Source organism: Blastococcus sp. TF02-09 (genome assembly GCF_003319105.1).
In the GTDB taxonomy this organism is placed as follows: Bacteria; Actinomycetota; Actinomycetes; order Mycobacteriales; family Geodermatophilaceae; genus Blastococcus.
This window is the reverse complement of the sequence record NZ_QOHH01000001.1, coordinates 138,494-159,432: the sequence shown is the minus strand read 5'-3', so window position 1 is coordinate 159,432 and position 20,939 is coordinate 138,494. Positions and strand designations below refer to the sequence as shown.

The following is a 20,939-nucleotide window of genomic DNA, read 5'->3' as shown; positions in this document are numbered from 1 at the left end:
ATCTGCGGCTGTCCAGTTCTTCCGTGAGCCGCCTACCGAGTTAGCTGACGGATTCGGGCGGGAAGCAGCCCTACCCGCCCCGGACTGGAGGTCCGGGGTCAGGATTCACCCCAGTTGTGCGGTGGGTCCCCGGCTCGCCCGTGGGCGATTCGGCGGCGCCCGGCTCGGCACCCTCGGTGAGGGGCCGCCGACCGGACCGACCCAACGTAGCCGCCGTTATCCGTCCGTGACAAACCTTCACCGACAATAATCCACGTGACACATGTCGCGTGGTGTTCCGGGACGATCGTCAGGGCAGCCGCCAGACGGTCGTGCGCCGCACGCGCGGCGGCCGGCCCGGCGCGTCCTCGGTGTCGACGACGTCGTGGACGGCCGCCGCCTCCAGGCGGTCGTGCGGCAGGTACGGCCGGCCCGGGTCGCCGATGAGCACCTCGGCGCCGGCCGCCCGCGCCGCGTCGAGGAACGGCAGCACCCGCTCGGTCATGGTCCGGTCGTAGCAGACGTCACCGGCGAGGACGACGTCCACGGCGGGGGGCCGCTCCCCCAGCAGGTCGCCCACCGGCTCGATCCCAGTCACGCCGTTGAGCGCCGCGTTCTCCGGGATGGCGGCCAGCCCGAACGGGTCGATCTCGCTGGCCACCACCCGCGTGGCACCGGCCAGGACCGCCGCGACGGCGACCAGCCCGCTGCCGGCCCCCAGGTCGAGGACGGTGCGGCCCGCGACCAGGCCGGGGGTATCGAGCACGTACCGGGCCAGCGCCTGACCACCGGGCCAGGCGGCCGCCCAGAACGGCGGGTCCTGCTCCGTGCGGCCCTGCTCGACCTCCATCGCCTCCCACAGGGCGACGACGTCGTCGGCGACCAGCAGCTGCACCTCGGGCACCAGCGAGGGCCGGGCGGGCCGGGTGTGGGCGCGGATGAAGGCGGCGGGGACGGGCACCCCGCCAGTCTCGCCCGGTCGGTGCGGCACCGTGCGGTGGGGCTACCTCGCGGCGCCACCGCGAGCGGCGACGCCCCGGGCGATGAGCCGCCAGTAGGTGCCGGGCCGCAGCCGCACGAGCAGGTCGGGCAGCCGGGCGCTCAGCCCGATGAGCAGCCGCGGCCGGCGGGCCTCGATCGCGGCGACGATCTGCGCCGCCGCCTTCTCCGGCGGGATGCGCAGCAGCTTGCCCATCTGCTCGCGGCCCGCGGCGACCTCGTCGGGGTCCACGCCCGAGCCCAGGCGGGCGCTCTCGGCGATCCGCGTGCGGATTCCACCGGGGTGCACGACGGTCACCCCGACCCCGTCGTCGGCCAGCTCGTGGCGCAGCGACTCGCTGAACCCGCGGACGGCGAACTTGCTGGCGGCGTAGGCGGCCTGCCCGGGCGGGGCGAAGATGCCGAAGACGCTGGAGACGTTGACCAGGTGGGAGCCGGGGTTGGCCTTGAGCACCGGGAGCAGCGCCGCGGTGAGCCGCACGACCGCCCGGAAGTTGATCGCCAGCACCCAGTCGAACTCCTCGAGGGTGACCTGGTCGAACCGGCCGCCGAGCGCGACGCCGGCGTTGTTCACCAGCAGCGTCGTCCCCGGGTGGGCGCCGGCCAGCGTCGCGCCCAGGGCGTCGGTGGCCGCCTCGTCGGCGAGGTCGACGACGTAGGTCTCGACCTCCAGTCGAGGGTGAGCTGCCCGGATGCGGTCGGCGACGGCAGCCAGCCGGTCGGCGTCCCGGTCCACGAGCGCCAAGGAGCTGCCGCGCTCGGCGAGCTGCACGGCGAGGGCCTCCCCGATCCCGCTGGCCGCGCCGGTGACGACGGCGGTGCCGCCGGCGAACGCGTAGGCGTCCATCAGGCGGCCGCCTGCTCGGTCCGGGCGGGAGCGGCGCTGAACGTGATGCCCTCGTCCTCCAGCGGGCCCCGGCGCATCAGCCGCACGTCGCGGAGGTAGTTCTGGTGCAGCCGCCACGGCGTGCGGCTGCCCTGCTTGGGCAGCTGCACGAGGCTGCGCTGCACGTAGCCCGCGGCGAGGTCGAGGAAGGGCAGGTCGGCACCCTCGGGCGGGGCGACCGGGGTGGCGACGGCGAGGCCGCGCCGGTCCATCTGCTGGAGCAGCCGGCAGACGTAGCGGCTGACCAGGTCGGCCTTGAGCGTCCAGGAGGCGTTCGTGTAGCCGATGACCATGGAGAAGTTGGGGACGCCGGAGAGCATCATCCCCTTGTAGGAGACGGTCTCGGACACGTCGACCGGCTCGCCGTCCACGCGCAGCGTCATGCCGCCCATCGCCAGGAGGTTCAGGCCGGTCGCGCTGACGATCACGTCGGCGTCGAGGTGGGCGCCGGACTCCAGCTCGATGCCGGTCTCGGTGAAGGTGGCGATCCGGTCGGTCACCATCGACGCCTTGCCGCTGCGCAGGGTGCGGAACAGGTCGCCGTCGGGGACGAGGCACAGCCGCTGGTCCCACGGGTCGTAGGGCGGGTTGAAGTGCGTGTCGACGTCGACACCGGCCGGCAGCTGCTTCTCCGTGAGCCGGCGGATGAGCTTCCGGACCCCGTTCGGCCAGCGCCGGCTGGCCTGGAACAGCGCGGTCGTGGTGAGCACGTTCTTCCACCGCACGATCGGATAGGCGACCTTCGGCGGGAGCTTGCTGCGCAGCAGCTCGGCGAGGGGGTCCTTGCCGGGCAGCGACATGATGTAGCTCGGCGTCCGCTGCAGCATCGTGACGTGCTCGGCGGCGTCGGCCAGGTTGGGCACGAGCGTGACCGCGGTGGCGCCGCTGCCGATGACGACGATGCGCTTGCCGGTGGCGTCGAAGTCCGCGGGCCAGTGCTGCGGGTGGACGATCTCGCCGGTGAAGCGCTGCTCGCCGGGGAACTCCGGCCGGAAGCCCTCGTCGTAGCGGTAGTAGCCGGAGCACACCGAGAGCCACGAGCAGGTCAGCTGCACCGTCTCCCCCGTGTCGGTGCGCCGCGCCGTCACCGTCCAGCGCGAATCCGCGCTCGACCAGTCGGCGGAGAGCACCTCGTGGTGGAAGCGGATCTTCTCCTCGACGCCGTACTCGCGGGCGGTGTCGACGATGTACTCGCGGATCGCCTGCCCGTCGGCGATCGCCTTCGCGCCGGTCCACGGCCGGAAGGCGTAGCCCAGGGTGAACATGTCGGAGTCCGAGCGGATGCCCGGGTAGCGGAACAGGTCCCACGTGCCACCGATGGCTCCGCGCGACTCGAGCACCGCGTAGGTCTTGTCGGGGCACTCGGCCTGCAGGTGGCAGGCGGCACCGATGCCGGACAGCCCTGCGCCGACGACCAGGACGTCCACGTGCTCCGGACTCATGTCCACACTCCAGGAACGGGCCGGCCGGAGCCGGGCGGGGGTTCGGCATCGCCGCGAGACGCGCTGCGGCGACGACGGTATCGACGTCGTGTCGAACGAGTCAACAGGGTGTCGAGTTACGGGTCCGCGCCGGTACCCTGCGGACATGTCCGACGGCAGCGCTCCCCCGATCGCGCCCGGCCGCGGCCGTCGTCCGGCGCGCCCCACCGGGGACGACCGGGAGCTGGCCATCCTGGCCACCGCGGAGCGGCTGCTCGAGGAGCGGTCCCTCGGCGCGATTTCGGTCGACGACCTGGCCCGCGGAGCGGGCATCTCCCGGCCGACCTTCTACTTCTACTTCCCGTCCAAGGACGCCGTCCTGCTCACCCTGCTCGACCGGGTGGTCGCCGAGGCCGACGCCGCGATGGACGCCGCCTTCGCCAGGTCGGCCGAGGGACCCCGGGAGGCCTGGCAGCGGGTGCTGGGCGCCTACCACGACACGTTCCGCCGCCACCGCGCGCTCACCGTCGCGTGGGCGGAGGCCCGCACGTCGAGCGAGGCCGTGCGGACGCTCTGGGGCGAGGTCGTCGAGCGCTGGGTGCAGCGCTGCACCGCGGCCATCGAGGCCGAGCGGGCCCGCGGAGCGGCGCCGGCGGGACCGGCGGCGCGCGACCTGGCCATCGCCCTGACCTCGATGAACGAGCGGGTGATCTACGCCTCGCTGAGCGGCGACGGGCCGGCGGTGGACGGCGCGGACGTCGTCCCGGTGCTCCTGCGGGTCTGGCTGACCGCCGTGTACGGCGACGAGCCGGGCTGATCCGGGACACCCCCGCCGCTGCCGCGCCGGGTCAGCCGACCTGGACCACGGTCCCCTCGTCGGCCTAGATCTCCTTGCCGGTCGCCCCCGTGCGGACCACCGTCACCGGGCAGGGGGCGTGGTGCACCAGCTTGTCCGACACCGAGCCCAGGAGCAGGCCGCTGAAGCCGCCGCGCCCCCGCGGTCCCATGACGAGCAGGCTGGCGTTCTCGGCCGCCTGCATGAGGGCCTGCGCCGGCGGGCGGTGCACGACGTGGCAGGTGACCTGGCAGTCCGCGCCGAGCTGCGCGACCTCGACGTGCGCCTCCAGCTCCTCCCGGACGGCCTTCTCGTAGTCGGCCAGCGGCGGCACGTACCCGGGCGCCCAGGTCGCGGGCTGCGGAGCGGTCGTCATCGACCACGCCCGGACGACGTGCAGCCGGAGACCGGCGCGGGCGGTGAGCCGCCCGGCCCACTTCAGCGCCTCCTGCGCGCTCCTCGAGCCGTCGTGCGCGACGACCACACCACCGTCGAGCTGGACCGTCTCGGCGACCTCGTCCACGGCTGGACCTCCCTGTCGGCTGCGTCTCCGGTGCGCACCGCACCGGAGCCCCTTCCTACCGCACGCGCGGAACGACGGAGGGGCCAGGCACGGGCGCGGGCGTCAGGCGGAGACGGCAGCCGGACGTGGGACGAGCACCAGGCCGTCCCCGCTGCCCCGCTGCCCGTTCGCACCGGCCTGGTCCGGGTCGTACTCCCGGCCCTCCACCGCGATGTTGGGCTCCACGACGTCGGGCACCGTCGCCGCGACGGCCTGGAGGGCCTCGCCGATGCGGCTGCTCAGGCCGCGCAGCGACTCGTGGGCCTGGTCGCGCTGGCGGCGCAGGTCGGCCACCTCGGCCTGCAGACCGGCCAGGCGTCGCGCGGCGGTGGCCGCCGCCTCCTCGCGCTCGCGGGCGGCCTCGTCGTCCAGGCGCCGGCGTTCCTCGGCGGCCGCGGTGGCGAGCCGGTCGCGCTCCGCGGCAGCGGCGGCGGCCAGCCGGTCGCGCTCGTGTGCGGCCTCCTCACCCAGCCGGTCGCGCTCCACCGCCGCTGCCCGCAGCACCTCGGCGGCCTCCGACCGGGCGTGGTCCAGCACCGACTGCGCCACGGCCCGCTGCTTGCGGGCCTGGTCGCGGAGCTCGTCGGCGGCGCGGACCGCGTGCTCCTTGATCTCGTGGGCCTTGCGCAGGCGGGCGTCGGCCTCGCTGCGCGCCTCGGCCAGCAGGTGCTCGGCCTCCCGCGCACCGTTCTCGGTGATCGCGGCCGCCTCGTCGGCGGCGAGCTGCAGCATCTCCTCGACGCGCTCGGACACCGGGAACACCACCCGCCCGCGCGGCGCGTCGGCCAGCAGGCGGCGGGAGATCTCGAGCTCGGCGGAGCAGGCGCCGAAGCGGCCCAGCAGGTCGTCGACCTGGCGCCGCACGGAGCGCAGCTCGGACTCCGCCCAGGAGACGTAGGTGTCGACCTCGACCGGGTCGTAGCCGCGCATCCTGCTCCGAAACAGCGGCCCGGACCCGAGCATCGTGTCCAGCGCCCCGGTGAAGGCGGGGATCGCCGAGCTCCTGCGCGCCCCGCCCTCGTCGCCGGACCCGGTCTCCGCCCGCACCACCATCGCGCCGCCCCCTCGCACCTCACTGCTTCCAGGCCGGACAGTGCCAGAACGACGAGGGGGCTATGGCGGACCGTGACCGGACCGTGAACTGCCACCGGCGTAGTTCTGCGGGTGGTGGCGGGTCGGCTACGCAGCGAAGTCATCGGTACGGCTGCCGGCACGGGGAATGCCCCGCCCGTCCGGTAGGTTCCACCCGGCAGTAGTTGTACTCTCAACCAACCTCAGGGGCGGTCATGCAGTTCGGCATCTTCACGGTCAGCGACATCACCCAGGACCCGACCACCGGTCGCACGCCGACCGAGGCCGAGCGGATCAAGGCCGTCCTCGCCATCGCGCAGAAGGCCGAGGAGGTGGGGCTGGACGTCTTCGCCCTCGGCGAGCACCACAACCCGCCGTTCTTCTCCTCCTCCCCCACCACGACGCTGGCCCACGTCGCCGCGACGACGGAGAAGCTGCAGCTGTCGACGTCCACGACGCTGATCACCACCAACGACCCGGTGAAGATCGCCGAGGACTACGCGATGCTCCAGCACCTGGCCGACGGGCGGGTCGACCTCATGATGGGCCGCGGCAACACCGGCCCGGTCTACCCGTGGTTCGGACAGGACATCCGCAACGGCATCGAGCTCGCCGTCGAGAACTACGCCCTGCTGCGCCGGCTCTGGACCGAGGACGTCGTCGACTGGCAGGGCAAGTACCGCACGCCGCTGCAGGGCTTCACCTCGACGCCGCGCCCGCTGGACGGCGTCCCGCCGTTCGTCTGGCACGGCTCGATCCGGTCCCCGCAGATCGCCGAGCAGGCCGCGTACTACGGCGACGGCTTCTTCCACAACCACATCTTCTGGCCGCCGGAACACACCCAGCGGATGGTCGAGTTCTACCGCCGCCGGTACGAGCACTACGGCCACGGCAGCGCCGACCAGGCCATCGTCGGCCTCGGCGGCCAGGTGTTCATGCGCAAGAACAGCCAGGACGCGGTGGACGAGTTCCGGCCGTACTTCGACAACGCCCCCGTCTACGGGCACGGCCCCTCGCTCGAGGAGTTCTCCACCGAGACCCCGCTGACCGTGGGCAGCCCGCAGCAGGTCATCGAGCGCACGCTCGGCTTCCGCGACTACGTCGGCGACTACCAGCGCCAGCTGTTCCTCATCGACCACGCCGGCCTGCCGCTGAAGACCGTGCTCGAGCAGCTGGACCTGCTCGGCGAGGAGGTCGTGCCGGTGCTGCGCCGCGAGTTCGCCGCCCTCAAGCCCGCGCACGTGCCGGACGCCCCGACCCACGCCTCCCGCGTGGCCGCGGCGGGCGGCGCGACGGACAGCACGGTCCACGCCGCCGGCGACAGCGTCACCGGCCGGTCCCGCGAGGAGGTCGAGGCCCGATGAGCACCCGCACCATCGCCGTCGTCAGTGCCGGGCTGAGCACCCCCAGCTCGACCCGGCTGCTGGCCGACCGGCTGACCGCGGCCACGGTCGCGGCGCTGGCCGACCGCGGCATCTCCGCCACCGTGGAGGTCGTCGAGCTGCGCGAGCACGCCCGCGACCTCGCCGACAACCTGCTGACCGGGTTCGCCAACACGTCGCTCCGGGCCGCGGTCGACACCGTGGTCGGGGCCGACGCGGTGATCGCCGTGACGCCGATCTTCTCGGCGTCCTACAGCGGTCTGTTCAAGACCTTCGTCGACGTACTGGACAGGGACGCCCTGGTCGGCACGCCAGTGCTCATGGGGGCGACGGCGGGGACGGCGCGGCACTCGCTGGCCCTGGAGCACGCGATGCGGCCGCTGTTCGCCTACCTGCGGGCGACCGTCGTCCCCACCGCGGTGTTCGCCGCCGCCGAGGACTGGGCCGGCGCCGGCGAGGCCGACCGGGCGCTGGCCGACCGGGTGACTCGGGCAGCGGGCGAGCTCGCCGACCTGGTGGCCGGCCGCCCGCCCGCCGCGCCGGTCGACCCGTTCGCCGACCCCACGACCTCCTTCGAGGACCTGCTCCGCGGCGCCTGATCCCTCGACGTCAGGGAGAGGTTCAGCCCACGGCGTCCGGGGACGGCGGTGCGCTGCCGCCCCGGGACGCCTCCCCCTCCATGAGCGCGACGATCGCGGCGCGGTCGGCCGCGGACGGCAGCCCCCACGCCGGGTCGTAGCCGTAGACCTCGTGCAGCGGCGTGGACGCCGTCCGCCCGGTGAGCACCTCCACCGAGCCGGTGCCGATCAGGCCCGGGTGCTCGACCCCGCACGCCTCGGCGACCTTGAGCAGGTCCCGGCGCAGGGTCCGCACGTAGGAGGCGGCCCGCACCGACTTGAGGGCCGGGTCCAGCCCGTGCGCCAGCCACGGGTTCTGCGTCGCGACGCCGGTGGGGCAGGTGTCGGTGTGGCACTTCTGCGCCTGGATGCAGCCGATCGCCAGCATCGCCTCCCGGGCGACGTTGACCAGGTCGCAGCCCAGCGCGAAGGCGACGACGGCGTTGTCCGGCAGGCCGAGCTTGCCGCCGCCGACGAAGACGACGTCCTCGTGCAGGCCCTTCCGGGCGAAGGTGGCGTAGACGCGGGCGAAGCCGAGCTGGAAGGGCAGCGACACCGAGTCGGTGAAGATCAGCGGTGCCGCGCCCGTGCCGCCCTCGCCACCGTCGATGGTCACGAAGTCGACCCCGCGGCCGCTTCGGGCCATCCGGTCGGTGAGCTCCTCCCAGAAGGCCAGATCGCCGACGGCGGACTTGATGCCGACGGGCAGCCCCGTCTCGTCGGCCAGGAGCTCCACCCAGTCGAGCAGGCTGTCGACGTCGGAGAACTCGGCGTGCCGGGACGGGCTGATGCAGTCCTCCCCCACCGGTATGCCGCGCGTCGCCGCGATCTCGGGTGAGACCTTCGCCGCGGGCAGGACGCCCCCCAGGCCCGGTTTCGCGCCCTGGCTGAGCTTGATCTCCAGCGCCCGCACCGGCGCCTCGGCGACCAGTGCCTTCAGTCGCTGCAGGTCGAACCGGCCGCGCTCGTCGCGGCAGCCGAAATAGGCAGTGCCCAGCTGGAAGACCAGCTCGCCGCCGTGCCGGTGGTGCGGCGAGAGGCCGCCCTCCCCGGTGTTGTGCAGGCAGCCGGCCAGGGCCGCGCCGCGGTTGAGCGCCTCGACCGCCGCACCCGACAGCGACCCGAAGCTCATGGCGGAGATGTTCACGACCGACGCCGGCCGGAAGGCGTGCCGGCGTCCCCGCGCGGCGCCGAGCACCTTCGCGGCCGGCAGGGCGACGTCGTGCCCGGTGTGCACGTCGGTCGCCGGCACCGCCCGGCCGAACGTCCGGTGGTTGATGACCGGATAGCCGGCGGTGTACTCGAGGTCGTTGTCGGTGCCGAAGCCGAAGTAGTTGTTCTCGCCCTTCGCCGAGGCGTACACCCACCGGCGCTGGTCGCGGGTGAACGGTCGCTCCTCGTTGTTGCCGGCCACCAGGTACTGGCGCAGCTCCGGGCCGATCGACTCCAGCAGGTAGCGGGCGTGTCCGAGCACCGGGAAGTTGCGCAGCAGGGAGTGCTCGCGCTGCACCAGGTCGCGGACGGCGACGGCCGCGACGGCGGACAGGCCCGCGGCGGCCGCACGGGAGACGCGGTTCATGGCGTCACCATCGCACGCGGCGCCCCCGGCGACACCGGGTGCGGCGCGGGGTCAGGAGGAGTAGGCCGAGCCGCCGCGCAGCCGGGCGCGCACCGCGGTGTGCAGCGGCGCCAGGACGACGCCGTCGCGCGCCAGCCGCGCACGCAGCTCGCGCCGGTGCCGCAGCACCCCGACCAGGCCGATCGCCCAGAAGACGTACTGCACGGCGAAGGCGGCCCGGAAGGCCCCCAGGTCGTAGTCGGTCGACGTGCCGGGGGTGAGCAGGTCGAGCACGGCGCCGATCGCGAGGATGGTCAGCAGCGAGGCGACGAACCCGCCGACGTTGACCACGCCGCTGGCGCTGCCCAGCCGCTCCGCCGGGTTCTCCGTCCGGGCGTAGTCGAAGCCGATCATCGAGCCCGGCCCGTTGGTGCCCAGGACGACGACGAGAACGACGAGCAGCGGCAGGGGCGCGCGGCCCGGCCAGGCCAGCACCACCGTCCAGACCGCCGCGGTGGCGCCGAGGATCGAGAAGACGAGCACCGACCGGCGCAGCGGCCAGCGCCCGCACAGCCGGCCGAGCAGCGGGCCGACGCCCATGCCCACCAGCACCAGGAGGGTGAGCAGCCCCGCCGCCGTCCCCGGGGAGAGGCCCTGCCCCACGACGAGGAAGGGATAGCCCCACAGCAGCGCGAAGACGGTGCCGGAGAACTGGGTGACCAGGTGCGTGTAGAGGCCGATGCGCGTGCCCGGCTCCCGCCAGGTGTCCAGCAGGGTGGCCCGCAGGTCGGCCAGGCCGACGGCGGGCCCCCGCACCGTGCCGCCCGGGGCGTCGCGCAGCGCGACGAGGACCAGCACCGCCACCAGCAGCCCGGTCGCGGCGGCCCCCAGGAAGGTCACCTCCCACGAGGTGCCGTGCAGCAGGGCGACCAGCGGATAGGCCGCGAGCACCGAGCCCAGCTGGCCCAGGATGCCGGTGAGCTGGGTGATCAGCGGGATGACCGGCCCCGGGAACCAGAACGAGACGACGCGCAGCACGCTGATGAACGTCATGGCGTCGCCGGCGCCGACCAGCACGCGCGCCGCCACCGCGGTGGGCACGTCCTCGGCCAGGGCCAGCACCAGCTGCCCGGCGGCCATGGTCACCGCGCCGGCGAGGATGAGCCGGCGCGACCCGAGCCGGTCCAGGGCCACGCCCACCGGGATCTGCAGCCCCGCGTACACGGCCAGCTGGAGCACCAGGAACAGCGAGACGGCCGAGGCCCCGGCGGAGAACCGCTCCTGCGCGTCGACGGCGGCCACCCCGAGCGAGGCCCGGTGGAACACCGCCACGACGTAGGACAGCAGCGCCACGCCCCACACCAGGTAGGCGCGGGCAGGCGTCGGCGGGGTCACCCCAGTCCCGACACCGGACACGCCCCCGATCTTCCGGGAGCGCCGGTGACCTCGCTCACCGGTTGCGGACCGGGCGGCGGACGAGGCGGCTCAGGGCCGGGGCACCTGCGCGAACCGCGGGATGCCGAGCTCGGGCTGCCGGAACAGCTGCGCGAAGTCGGTGATGTTCCGGGAGTAGTGCACGATCATCTGGCCGGGCTCGGTCGGGATGTCCGGGTGGGCCAGCGGCATGTAGGAGATGACACCGGTCTCCCAGCCGAACGGCACCGAGAGCAGCGGCTCGGCGGTGAAGGGGCCGGAGGGGTTCTCGGAGGTCCACACCGCCGCGGTGTCCGAGAAGTCGCCGCCGAGCTTCGAGAACGCTACCCAGGTGCCGTCGACCAGGTCCACCGACAGGCGCTGCGACGACCCGTCGACCGCGTCGAGGATCGGGATGGCGCGGGACTCCTCGGGCTGCCAGGACGTGCCGTCCCAGAACTCCATCGCCGTCCCGTCGGCCACGGCGTCCAGCGGCAGCCGGGCGACGTAGAGCTCCCGGCCGTACACGAGCGCCTCGCCGGTGTTGCGGGTCCCGTAGAGGTAGACGGTGTCGCCGTCCAGTGCCGAGGCCGCACCCCAGTGCACCGACCCGACGTCCGGCAGGTCCGGGGTCAGCTCCCGGAGCTCGGTCAGCACGGGCACACCGCTGGCGCCGACCGTGAGGGTCGCCACCGTGGTGCCGCGCTCCTCGAAGTCGAAGTTGCTGATCCCCCGCTGCACGCGCGAGAAGTACACGACGATCACGTCGGTCACGTCGGCGGCGTCGCCCGGCCGGGGGTCCAGCCGCAGCGCCGACAGCGGCCACAGCGAGAACTCCTCCGGGGTCTCCGGGACGATCGGCCCCTCGTCGGGCGTGAGCACCTGGGACACGCAGGTACCGGACGACACGAGGATGGAGTTGTCGGCCATGCGCGGCCGCACCTCGCGGCCGCGCACGGTGTCACCCCAGACCCAGACGACGCGGCCGTCCTCCAGCACCGCGGTGGTGCCGACGTCGGACTGCTTCCAGTAGGGCAGGTTCATCTCCGCGAACGCCGTGTTGAGACCGTCGGCGGTCACCGGCTGGGCCGGGTCCGCCGGCGGGCACGCCGGCTCCAGCCGGGACTCCGCGGCGTCCTCCGGGACGGGCAGCGACCGGAGGGCCGGCTCCGCCGCCGCCGCGGGGGACGGCGCGGGGGCCGGCGCCTCCAGCGCGGCGCAGCCGGTCAGCAGCAGCCCGAGGACGGGTGCGAGGACAGCAGATCGACGGAGCACTCCCCCATGGTGACTCACGTGCGCCACCTCGCCGCCCAGCTGGAGCGGGCCCCGGGGGCGGTCGTGGCACGTGGGGCCGCTGGGAGCACCCCGGCGAGCACGGCGGCGAGCGCGACGACCGACAGGGTCTGCGGGCCGGTGACCGCACCCTCGGGGTCGAGCAGCACCATCGCGCCGGCGGCGAGCAGGGCCCCGGTGGCGATGACGCCCAGCACCGCGTGCCCGCGCGCACCGACGACCTGGCGGAGCAGCCACAGCACCGCCAGCGCGGCGAGCCCGAACAGGCCCCCGTACAGCGCCGTGCCGAACAGCACCGCCCCGGGGACGAAGAGCGCCCCCAGCACCGTGGACGCACGGGACAGCACCCCGGACGCGCGCGCGGGCAGCCGGATGCCGCGCCAGGTGCGCCCGCGCGAGGCCCGCGCCGGCAGCACCGCCACCAGGACGAGGAGCAGCACGGCGACGGCGCCGACGGCGAGGGCCGCGCGGTAGTAGGGCCCTGGCCGGAAGTCCAGCTCCACCGTGCCCGCGGCGCCCGCCGGCACGATGTAGCCCTGCTGCCACCCGTCGACGGCGACCTTAGCGAGCACCTGCCCGTCCAGGGTCGCCCGCCAGCCGGGATTGGTGTTCTCGGGGATGACGAGCAGCGTGTCCTCGCCGCGGTCGCCGAGCTGCACCGTGCGGCGCTCGGCGTCCCAGCCGGTTGTGTCGGCGGCCACCCGCACGCCGGGATCGGTGTCGCGGGGCCAGCCGACCCGCGCGAGGGTGACCGAGTCGATGCTCAGCAGCTGGCTGCTGCGGGCGCGGAGCCGGTGCTCCCCCGCGGTGACCTTGACGGTCGGCAGGGCGCCGCAGAACTCCAGCGCCAGGGGCTGCTGCGACTCCAGCGCACCCAGGGTGGTGCGCACCGTGGTCAGCATCGTCGCCCCGTCCAGCCGGACGTCCGGCCCGCTGCCGCACTCGGGCACCACCGGGGTGCCCGGGTCGGCGACGACGTTCGGGCCGCCCACCTCCAGCTCGCTCACGCCGACCCCGAGGCGCGTCTCCCAGAGGGTGTACGGGTCCAGCGACTCGACCTCGTCGGGCAGCAGGAAGGTGACCGACAGCCGGTCGGTCACCACGGGGGCGAACGACGCGGTGCCGTCGTCGGCGAGGCGCACGGTGCGCGACAGACCGCCGGCGTCGACGGAAACCGCGGTCGCCGTGGCGGCGGCCAGACCGTCCTCGGTCACCACCCGGAGGGAGTCCACCGTGCGCGGCTCGGGCCAGGTGAGCTCCAGCGTGGGCCGACGGTCGTCCCCGCCGGCGATCCAGGCCGTGGTCGGGTCGCCGTCGACGGCGGCGGCAGCACTGCCCCGGGGGTCGGGCACGGACTCGCTGCTGGCGACGACCAGCGGGGTCCCCCGCACCTCGGCGAGCAGGGCGTCCAGCGTCCGGCCGGGACGCGCCACCGCCGTGCCGAACAGCTCGTAGTCGAACCACGCGGGCGTGGTGAAACCGCGGTCCAGCCAGGTGGCCTCCTCGGCACCCTGGACCAGGCCGGACGCGCACAGGGACGCGTCGTCGGCGCCGGTGACGCACCCGGAGCGGCCACCGACGGCGTCGAAGGCGTACACGCTGACCGGGCCGGCGGCCGGGGTCACCGTGGAGCGGCTGACGTTCAGCCCGGGCACGCGCACCTCCGCCAGCGAGAGCGACGGAGCGCCCTCCCCAGCCGGAACCGTCGAGGCGATGGTGATCTGCGACGTGTTCCCCTCCGGCAGCGGAACCGTCTGCTCCTCGCCGGTGTCCTCGACCGGCACGACGACCGATCCGGCGTCGGTGGTGATCCGCAGCTCCGACGGTCGCGCGACGCCGGGCTCCTGCCCGAGCGCCACGACCATCTCCCCGGCCACGGTCTGCAGGTCGGTGTCCAGCCGCCACCACGGCGGCTCGCCGCTCTCGTCCCACGGGGCGGGCCGCCAGGCGGTCAGCGGGTCGCCGTCCACGGCCGCCCAGGCCTGGGTGTCCGCCCGCGCCGGGGTGAAGCCGTCGGGGTCCGAGGCCGAGCTCGACGCCGTCGGCGTGCCGCCGCTGTACTCGATGACGCTCTCCGAGGCGCCAAGCGCCGGGATCACGTAGTCGCGCGCCGGGTTGTCCATCCGCAGCCGGTCGTCGACGGTCAGCCCGCCGGAGGTGGCCCCGAGCAGCCGGCCGTAGTTGCGTTCCCGGCGGAGCAGCGCGTCGCTGACCATGGCCGGTTCGGCGGGGGCGCCGGGGGTGCCCGCCATCAGGACCGGGCGGTCGGTGACCAGACCCCGGTCCTCGAGCGCCAGCACCGCCTCGGGGCCGCCGTGCACGGTGACCGCCTCCGACAACGGCGTGGTCCAGGCCGACGGCGCGACGTCGGCGACCGACCAGACCTCGATCGCCGGAGCCGACTCCTCGAGCCCCGCGTCGACGACCGAGCCGTCGCGCACGTCGTCCGCCTCGGACACGGGCCCGAAGGTGGCCACCTGCTCGATGCCCGGTGACTCGCGGAGCGCCTCGCGCACCAGCGCCGGGCGCGTCGCCCCCGCTGCGCCGGTGTCCAGGTCGTTGCGCAAGACGAGGTGCGAGATGCCGGCGCGCGCGAGGTACCGCGTCAGACCCTCGGACCCCTCGCCCGTCGCCAGCCGCGCCTCGATGGCGTCGAGCATGCGGATGTGACCCTCGGGAGTCAGCGGGATCGCGTTGCGGACGTCCCACGGCGACTCGGCGAGCGCCTGCATCGGCTCGTCGATCGGCGTCCCCCACTCGTACTGCGGGAAGGACGAGCCCGGCACGAGCAGCGCCCGCCCGCTGGGCTGCTGCGCGGCGAGGAAGTCCGCCGTCTCCTCCCAGTACTCGGGCACGTCGGAGAACGCGCCGGGCGGCGCGAGCCGTCCCGCGAGCGCCGGCGAGACCGACGCCACCAGCGCCAGCACGAGCCCGAGGAGCGCCGCCCGCGACCCGAGCGCGACGGCCCGTCGGCGCCCCGGCGCGTCCCCCGCACCCGCGGCACGCGATCGCTGCACCCACCGGACCGCGACGCCGCCGAGGTGCGCCAGCCCCAGGACCAGCGGCAGCCGGACGACGGGGTCCCACTTGTGCACGTTCCGCAGCGGGGCCAGCGGCCCGTCCAGGGCGTCGTGCAGCCGCTCGGCGAACAGCCCCTGGACGTCGGAGAGGTGGCCGAGGGAGACCAGTCCGACCCCGGCGAGCAGGCCGAGCGCCAGCCACGTGCGCTCGGGCAGGTCGCGCCGGCAGAGGGCGGCCAGACCGGCGGCGGCGAGGACGACGGTGCCCAGGACGGGGACCACCTCGTGCACCAGTGCCCACCCGGCGGGCCAGTTGGGACCCGACGGCGAGGCGAGCTCCGCCAGCCAGTGGGAGGAGCCCCGCAGCACGCTGAGCACATCGGTCGGCCCGGTGGTCGCGTCCGCCGTCTCGATGTAGTAGAGGAAGGAGGAGCCGAAGCGGCCGAGCAGCAGCAGGGGGCCGGCCCACCAGGCGGTCGCCAGCCCGACGGCCACGACCCACCAGGCGATCAGCCGGCGCTTGACCGGCCCGGCGGGCCGGGTGAGCAGGTACAGCACCGCCAGCGGGAACACCGCGGCGGTGGCGACGGCGTTCACCCCGCCGACGCAGAACACGGCCAGACCCGACAGCGCCGCGGCCCGGCGCACGGAGCCCCGCTCCACCGCGCCCACGAGCGGCACGATCACCCAGGGGGCGAGGGCCAGCGGGATCGTCTCGACCGAGATCGCGCCGAGCTCGGTGACCATGCGCGGCGAGAGGGCGTAGGCGATGCCGGCGACCAGCGCCGTGGCCGGCGTCCCGATCCGCAGCCGGCGGGCCAGGACGACGACGCCCAGGAACGCCACGCTCATCAGCGCCGCGAACCACAGCCGCTGGACGATCCAGGCCGGCACCCCGGCCAGCTGGCCCAGGGCGAAGAACGGGCCCATCGGGAAGAGGTAGCCGTAGGCCTGGTTCTGGATCTGACCGGCGGCGCCCTCGGGCTCCCACAGGGTGAGGGCACGCCCCAGGAAGGCCAGCGGGTCGACGACCAGGTCGGACTTGGTGTCGCCGAGGATCTTCCCCGGCTCCTGCAGCATCGCCAGGACCACGAAGCCGGCGCTGACCAGCGCCAGGCGCCAGCGCCCCAGCAGCGCCGGGAGCCGGCGGCGCACCGGTTCCCGTTGTGCCCCCGACGACGTCGGGTCGGCAGGTGCGGGTCCGGCGGACGTGCCGGTGACCATGGTCGCCATGTGCTGCGTTCCCCCGTCGCCTCAGGCGCTCGGGACGGGAACCCGGGCGGGCTCGTCCCGGGCATCGTCGGATCGGGTGGAGGTGCCGCGGGCGGCCAGGAGGGCGCCGAGGACCAGCAGCACCGCGCCGGTCCCGCCCGCGCCCCAGCGCACCGCGGTCCGCAGCTCGCCGCACTGGGTACGGACGTCCTCGGCGCGGGCGAGCGCGTCGGCCACCGAGGCCTCCGTCCAGCCGAACGTGCCGGCCAGGAGGACCGCGCCGTCCGCGCCGTCGGGACTCCGCAGCGCCGTCACCGGGCTCTCCTCCTCCGACACGACGACGCCGCTGACCGGCTCGACGAGCACCGTGCGGGTGCTGCGGTGCACGACCTCGGCCTCGACCTCGTCCGCACCGGCCGCCACCAGGGGGCCGGGCACGGGCACCGACCGGATCACCTGCTCGGGGACCTCCTGCTCGAAGCGGTACACCTGCACGCCGTCGAGACGCTCGGCACCCACATAGCGCGCCGGCAGGGGCTGCCTCGACGTGGGGTCCCAGAGATCGTAGTCGCGCTCCTGCGTGTCGGCCGGGAAGCGGACCGTGAGCCCGCGGACGTCGGTCGGCTCCCCGTCGACGGCCTCGCCGACGCAGTCCTCGGCCTCGGCGCTGCGACGGTCCAGGCACACGACGGTCGTCCGGGTGTCCACGAGCGTCCCGTCCGCGTCGCCGGTCTCCGAGGTGAACTCCCAGACGGCGGTGTCGTCGTCCGCAGCACCGGTGTCCTCGTCGCCGCGCACGCGGACCGACACCGTGACCTCCGCACCGGTCACCTCGGCGAGCCGTGCCGGGTCCAGGTACCGGACCTGCTCCCCCAGCGACTCCGTCTCGAAGCTCGCGTCGAGGGGCAGCGGGGCGGGGGTCAGCGGGACCCAGGCGTCCGCGGTGACCGCCGCGACGACCGCGAGGCCCCCCAGGACCGTTCCGACCAGCCCGACGACGCGCGTCCGCATGCAGCTCCCCTCGCCGCTACGCCACGCGCGGCACGGGACCCGACGGTACGTGACCCGGGCCCCCGGCCCCGGCCGACGCCCCGGGGACCTCGCGCCGGATCCGCCCACCTCGCGGCGCGCCCACGACACGCCCGGGAGGCCCGGGGGGCCCGCGGGCCGGATGAGGGAGCCGTGCCCGCCGGTGCCCGTGGTGCGGGAGCGGCGCGCCGCTCCCGCGTCAGCCGTGCTTGCGCAGCACCAGGACGATGTTCCAGCTGGCGAACTCCCGCAGGCCGGGGACGCGCGCCACCCAGGTGGCCCACCACGGGTGGTACCGGGGCAGCGCGGCGACGAGCTCGGCGTCCGGGCAGGCGCGGGCCCACTTGAGGGCCGCGCCGGCAGACGTCGCGAACAGCGACTCCCCGAACTTGTTCTTCGGCTCGGCCCCCATGCGCTTGCGGTACCGGCGGCGGGCCCGGTGGCCGCCCAGGTAGTGCCACGGCGCCGTCTCGTGCCCGCCCCACGGCGAGAACCAGGGCGTGAAGGAGAGGAAGACGGTGCCCCCGGGTTTGGTCACACGCACCATCTCGTCGGCCATGGTCCAGGGCCGCCGCACGTGCTCCAGCACGTTGGAGGAGTAGCAGACGTCGACGGCGCCGGTGCGGATCGGCAGCTCCTCGCCGCTGGCCCGCAGCGTGCCCGGCTCGGGCTCCCCGCGCGCGGCCATCTCCCCGGCGTCCGGCTCCAGCCCGACGTACCTCGCGCCGGCCCCGCGGAAGGCGTCCGCGAAGTAGCCCGGACCGCCCCCGACGTCGAGCACCGTGGTGCCGGAGAGGTCCACCCAGCGGGACAGCTGCGCCACCGAATCGGCAGCCAGGACGCTGTAGAAGCGCTCAGGATCGTCCTGCTCGTGCAGGAAGGCCTGGAACAACGAGACCGACCGGGAGAGGGTGGCCGATCGGTTCATCCGTGTACTCCAAAGGGTCGTGGGCGCTCGTCGTGGGTCGATGCCGCTGCTCGGGTGCATTAGTGTGCCGCGGGTGTTGTACCGAACGACGGACATCGATGTTCTCTTCGTGAACTGGCGTGACGTCAGCCACCCGGAGGGCGGCGGATCGGAACGGTACGTGCAGCGGATCGCCGAGGGTCTGGCCGCTGCCGGACTGCGCGTCACGCTGCTGTGCGCCGCCCACGGCCGCGCCCCCCGCGAGGAGACCGTCAACCGCGTCCGGATCATCCGCCAGGGCGGACGGTTCAGCATCTACCCCCGGGCCATGGCCTTCGTCCGGAAGCACAAGCCGCGGCTGGTCGTCGACATCCAGAACGGCATCCCCTTCTGCAGCACCCTGGTCACCCGCTCCCCCGTGACCACCGTGGTCTTCCACGTGCACAAGGAGCAGTGGCCGATCGTCTTCGGTCCCGTCGGTGGCCGCATCGGCTGGTGGCTCGAGTCGGTCCTGGCGCCGAAGATCTACCGCCGGGTCCCCTACGTCACGATCTCCGACGCCACGGGCCGCGAGATGAGCGGTCTGGGCATCGATGCCGGGCGCATCACGCTGGTCCCCGTCGGCACCGAGCCGATCGTGCAGGTCGACACGCCCCGCTCCCCGACCCCGCGGCTGGTCACCCTCGGCCGGCTGGTGCCGCACAAGCAGGTCGAGCACTCCCTGGAGATCCTCGCCCGGCTGAGCGACCGCTGGCCCGACCTCACCCTCGCCGTCGTCGGCGAGGGGTGGTGGGAGGACACGCTGCGCGCCGAGGCCGAGCGGCTGGGCGTGGCCGACCGCGTCGAGTTCCTCGGTTTCCTCGACGAGACCGCCAAGCACGAGCAGCTCGCCGCGGCCTGGGTCTTCGTCTGCCCCTCCATCAAGGAGGGCTGGGGCATGGTGGTCATCGAGGCCGGCGGCCACGGCGTCCCCACCGTCGGCTACCACTCCTCCGGCGGCCTCCAGGAGTCGGTTGTGGACGGCGTCAGCGGCGTGCTCGTCGACGACCTCGACCAGATGACCGAGGCCGTCGCCCGGCTGCTGGAGGACGACGCGTCCCGCCACGCGATGGGTGAGGCGGCGATGAAGCACGCGGCCACCTTCGAGTGGTCGGCGAGCGTCCGCGAGTTCGCCGGCGTGCTCGCCCGCTCGGTCCGCGAGTCCTCCCACGCCGCCGTCCGCGAGGACGCCGAGCTGCTCGAGCAGCTGGAGCGCATCCAGCAGGGCACGGGCGACCTGGGGGCGGATCCCGGCGCGCGCGTCGACGTGTCCGCCGCCGGCTCGCCCTCCTCCCGGAAGATCGCTTCCTCAGGGGTGCGGTGAGCGGCAGCGGCCACCCCGACGCCCGGCAGCGAGCAGTCCCCCCGGACGCTCGGTGCGGGGTGCGGCGATGACCGCCACCGAGGCACCGCCCGCACCCGGTTTCCTCCGCCGCCGTCGCGCGGCCGCCATCCCGGCCGCCCTGGTCTCCCTGGCCCTGCTGGGCGTCAACGGGCTCGCCTACGTCATGACCGTGGTGGCGGCCCGCCTGCTCGCCCCCGAGGCCTTCGGTGAGCTGGCCGCCCTGCTGGGCGTCATGTTCATCGGCGTCGTCCCCGCGACCGGCCTGCAGACCGCGGCCGCGCTGACCCTGGGGGCCAACCCCCGCGACCGCGCCGCCGTGGTGGCCCGGCTGCACACCGCGACGTGGGTGGGCGCGGCCGCGGTCGGCGTCCTCGGCCTGCTGGCGGTGGTGCCGCTGGTCTCGCTGCTGCACCTCTCCGGCGCCTCGACGGTGCTCTGGCTGATCGCCGTCCTCGTGCCGCACACGCTCGTCGGCGGCTACGACGGGCTGCTCCAGGGCACCCGCCGCTACCGGCGGCTGGCGCTGGTCAACACCACCTTCGGCCTGCTGAAGTCCGGCGGCGGCATCGCCGGCCTGCTCATCGGCGGGACCCCCGAGGCCGCGCTCATCGGGATGGCCGTGGGCTGCGCGGGCAGCGCCGTCGTCGGCTGGTGGTTCACCGGCCGGCCGGGCTTCGCCCGCGGGCTGCGCGCGCACGTCGTCTCGGCCACCAAGGCGTCCGGCGCGCTCCTCGGGCTGGTGCTCATGGTCAACCTCGACCTGCTGCTCGCCCGTCACCACCTGCCCGCCGACCTGGCCGGCGAGTACGCCGTCGCCTCGATCTTCGCCAAGGTCGCCTTCTGGCTGCCGCAGGGCGTCAGCGTCGTCCTGCTGCCGCGGCTGGCCAACGCGGGTGGACGACGACGGCTGCTGCCGGTCGCCGCCGCCCTCGTCGCCCTGGTGGGCGCGGTCATCACCGCCGCCACGGCCGTGCTCGGCGCCCGCGCCCTCCCGCTGGTGGGCGGCGCGGAGTACGGCGACGCGCTGGGCGGGGCCGTCTGGGTCTTCGCGATCCTCGGGACCCTCTTCGCCCTGGCCCAGCTGCTCCTCTACTCCGGCATCGCCGCCTCCGACCGCGTCGCCGCGGTCGCCGTCTGGTGCGCGGTGGCGCTGGAGGCGATCGGCGTCGAGGTGCTCGCCTACCGGGACGGGCTGACCGTGCTGACGGTGGCCGGCACCGCGGTCGCCGCCACCGTCCTGCTCGTCGGCACCGGGCTCATCCGGGTCTGGCGCGCCCACGCCGGACCCCCGGTGGCGGCCGGGCGGCCCGCCGCGGCCTGACGACGCTGCGGGCTCCGCGGCGAGCAAGATCAGCAATACGGGCGAACGAG

General features: G+C 74.6%; 16 protein-coding genes and 1 riboswitch. Of the genes, 5 read left to right on the top strand and 11 right to left on the bottom strand.

Annotated elements, in window-relative coordinates; all coding sequences use genetic code 11:
* Positions 1–14: 14 nt before the first annotated feature.
* Positions 15–165: riboswitch (cyclic di-AMP (ydaO/yuaA leader) on the bottom strand.
* A 124-nt stretch (positions 166–289) separates the two neighbouring features.
* The 3 genes from DQ239_RS00740 to DQ239_RS00730 are packed head-to-tail and all read right to left on the bottom strand — an operon-like array spanning position 290 to position 3,306.
* Positions 290–940, bottom strand: coding sequence for a 50S ribosomal protein L11 methyltransferase (locus DQ239_RS00740; RefSeq protein ID WP_113832355.1), 651 nt, complete (start codon positions 938–940; stop codon positions 290–292).
* A 42-nt stretch (positions 941–982) separates the two neighbouring features.
* The gene (locus DQ239_RS00735) at positions 983–1,825 is read right to left on the bottom strand and encodes an SDR family NAD(P)-dependent oxidoreductase (RefSeq protein ID WP_113832354.1); all 843 of its coding nucleotides are present in this window, start codon (positions 1,823–1,825) and stop codon (positions 983–985) included.
* Complete coding sequence (locus DQ239_RS00730; RefSeq protein WP_113832353.1) at positions 1,825–3,306, bottom strand: NAD(P)/FAD-dependent oxidoreductase; 1,482 nt, start codon at positions 3,304–3,306, stop codon at positions 1,825–1,827. The genes DQ239_RS00735 and DQ239_RS00730 overlap by 1 nt, the downstream gene beginning before the upstream one ends.
* A gap of 145 nt (positions 3,307–3,451) precedes the next feature.
* On the opposite strand from DQ239_RS00730, the gene DQ239_RS00725 reads away from it, so the two are divergent.
* On the top strand, positions 3,452–4,102 hold the full coding sequence (locus DQ239_RS00725) for a TetR/AcrR family transcriptional regulator (protein WP_113832352.1): 651 nt from the start codon (positions 3,452–3,454) through the stop codon (positions 4,100–4,102).
* Between the two features lie 64 nt (positions 4,103–4,166).
* Here the strand turns inward: DQ239_RS00725 and DQ239_RS00720 are convergent, their stop codons facing one another.
* Both DQ239_RS00720 and DQ239_RS00715 read right to left on the bottom strand, forming a co-directional pair.
* A complete protein-coding gene (locus DQ239_RS00720; protein WP_113832351.1) occupies positions 4,167–4,643 on the bottom strand; it encodes a universal stress protein in 477 nt (158 codons plus the stop codon).
* 102 nt (positions 4,644–4,745) lie between these two features.
* Positions 4,746–5,753 carry a hypothetical protein gene (locus tag DQ239_RS00715; protein WP_147251938.1) on the bottom strand — a complete coding sequence of 336 codons (1,008 nt, stop codon included), beginning with the start codon at positions 5,751–5,753 and terminating at the stop codon, positions 4,746–4,748.
* A 215-nt stretch (positions 5,754–5,968) separates the two neighbouring features.
* On the opposite strand from DQ239_RS00715, the gene DQ239_RS00710 reads away from it, so the two are divergent.
* Together DQ239_RS00710 and DQ239_RS00705 are read left to right on the top strand one after the other, a co-directional pair.
* Positions 5,969–7,117: an LLM class flavin-dependent oxidoreductase gene (locus DQ239_RS00710; protein ID WP_113832349.1), complete on the top strand. Its 1,149-nt coding sequence runs from the start codon at positions 5,969–5,971 to the stop codon at positions 7,115–7,117.
* A complete protein-coding gene (locus tag DQ239_RS00705; RefSeq protein ID WP_113832348.1) occupies positions 7,114–7,734 on the top strand; it encodes an FMN reductase in 621 nt (206 codons plus the stop codon). The genes DQ239_RS00710 and DQ239_RS00705 overlap by 4 nt, the downstream gene beginning before the upstream one ends.
* A gap of 22 nt (positions 7,735–7,756) precedes the next feature.
* Here DQ239_RS00705 and DQ239_RS00700 read toward each other — a convergent pair whose 3' ends face one another.
* The 6 genes from DQ239_RS00700 to DQ239_RS00675 all read right to left on the bottom strand — a co-directional run bounded on the left by DQ239_RS00700 (position 7,757) and on the right by DQ239_RS00675 (position 18,205).
* Positions 7,757–9,331 (bottom strand): FMN-binding glutamate synthase family protein, encoded by a 1,575-nt coding sequence (locus tag DQ239_RS00700; RefSeq protein WP_113832347.1) that lies wholly within the window; start codon positions 9,329–9,331, stop codon positions 7,757–7,759.
* A 51-nt stretch (positions 9,332–9,382) separates the two neighbouring features.
* Positions 9,383–10,726, bottom strand: coding sequence for an MFS transporter (locus tag DQ239_RS00695; protein WP_233488597.1), 1,344 nt, complete (start codon positions 10,724–10,726; stop codon positions 9,383–9,385).
* Between the two features lie 69 nt (positions 10,727–10,795).
* Complete coding sequence (locus tag DQ239_RS00690; protein WP_113832345.1) at positions 10,796–11,998, bottom strand: DUF4185 domain-containing protein; 1,203 nt, start codon at positions 11,996–11,998, stop codon at positions 10,796–10,798.
* Positions 11,999–12,012: 14 nt separating this feature from the next.
* The gene (locus DQ239_RS00685; RefSeq protein ID WP_147251936.1) at positions 12,013–16,269 is read right to left on the bottom strand and encodes an alpha-(1->3)-arabinofuranosyltransferase; all 4,257 of its coding nucleotides are present in this window, start codon (positions 16,267–16,269) and stop codon (positions 12,013–12,015) included.
* Between the two features lie 21 nt (positions 16,270–16,290).
* Entirely contained in the window at positions 16,291–17,259 is a 969-nt protein-coding gene (locus DQ239_RS00680) for a DUF3068 domain-containing protein (protein ID WP_113832343.1), read from the bottom strand.
* Between the two features lie 217 nt (positions 17,260–17,476).
* On the bottom strand, positions 17,477–18,205 hold the full coding sequence (locus tag DQ239_RS00675) for a class I SAM-dependent methyltransferase (protein WP_113832342.1): 729 nt from the start codon (positions 18,203–18,205) through the stop codon (positions 17,477–17,479).
* 109 nt (positions 18,206–18,314) lie between these two features.
* Here DQ239_RS00675 and DQ239_RS00670 point away from each other — a divergent pair, with 109 nt between their 5' ends.
* Both DQ239_RS00670 and DQ239_RS00665 read left to right on the top strand, forming a co-directional pair.
* Positions 18,315–19,547, top strand: a complete 1,233-nt coding sequence (locus DQ239_RS00670) for a glycosyltransferase family 4 protein (RefSeq protein ID WP_199582431.1) — start codon at positions 18,315–18,317, stop codon at positions 19,545–19,547.
* 67 nt (positions 19,548–19,614) lie between these two features.
* Positions 19,615–20,889, top strand: a complete 1,275-nt coding sequence (locus tag DQ239_RS00665; protein ID WP_147251934.1) for a polysaccharide biosynthesis protein — start codon at positions 19,615–19,617, stop codon at positions 20,887–20,889.
* Positions 20,890–20,939: the final 50 nt, after the last annotated feature.

Coding starts and splice junctions, on each gene's coding strand:
- DQ239_RS00700 (WP_113832347.1), bottom strand. CDS start 9,331: ATGAACCGCGTCTCCCGTGCGGCCGCCGCGGGCCTGTCCGCCGTCGCG.
- DQ239_RS00705 (WP_113832348.1), top strand. CDS start 7,114: ATGAGCACCCGCACCATCGCCGTCGTCAGTGCCGGGCTGAGCACCCCC.
- DQ239_RS00685 (WP_147251936.1), bottom strand. CDS start 16,269: ATGGCGACCATGGTCACCGGCACGTCCGCCGGACCCGCACCTGCCGAC.
- DQ239_RS00675 (WP_113832342.1), bottom strand. CDS start 18,205: ATGAACCGATCGGCCACCCTCTCCCGGTCGGTCTCGTTGTTCCAGGCC.
- DQ239_RS00680 (WP_113832343.1), bottom strand. CDS start 17,259: ATGCGGACGCGCGTCGTCGGGCTGGTCGGAACGGTCCTGGGGGGCCTC.
- DQ239_RS00735 (WP_113832354.1), bottom strand. CDS start 1,825: ATGGACGCCTACGCGTTCGCCGGCGGCACCGCCGTCGTCACCGGCGCG.
- DQ239_RS00725 (WP_113832352.1), top strand. CDS start 3,452: ATGTCCGACGGCAGCGCTCCCCCGATCGCGCCCGGCCGCGGCCGTCGT.
- DQ239_RS00730 (WP_113832353.1), bottom strand. CDS start 3,306: ATGAGTCCGGAGCACGTGGACGTCCTGGTCGTCGGCGCAGGGCTGTCC.
- DQ239_RS00665 (WP_147251934.1), top strand. CDS start 19,615: ATGACCGCCACCGAGGCACCGCCCGCACCCGGTTTCCTCCGCCGCCGT.
- DQ239_RS00710 (WP_113832349.1), top strand. CDS start 5,969: ATGCAGTTCGGCATCTTCACGGTCAGCGACATCACCCAGGACCCGACC.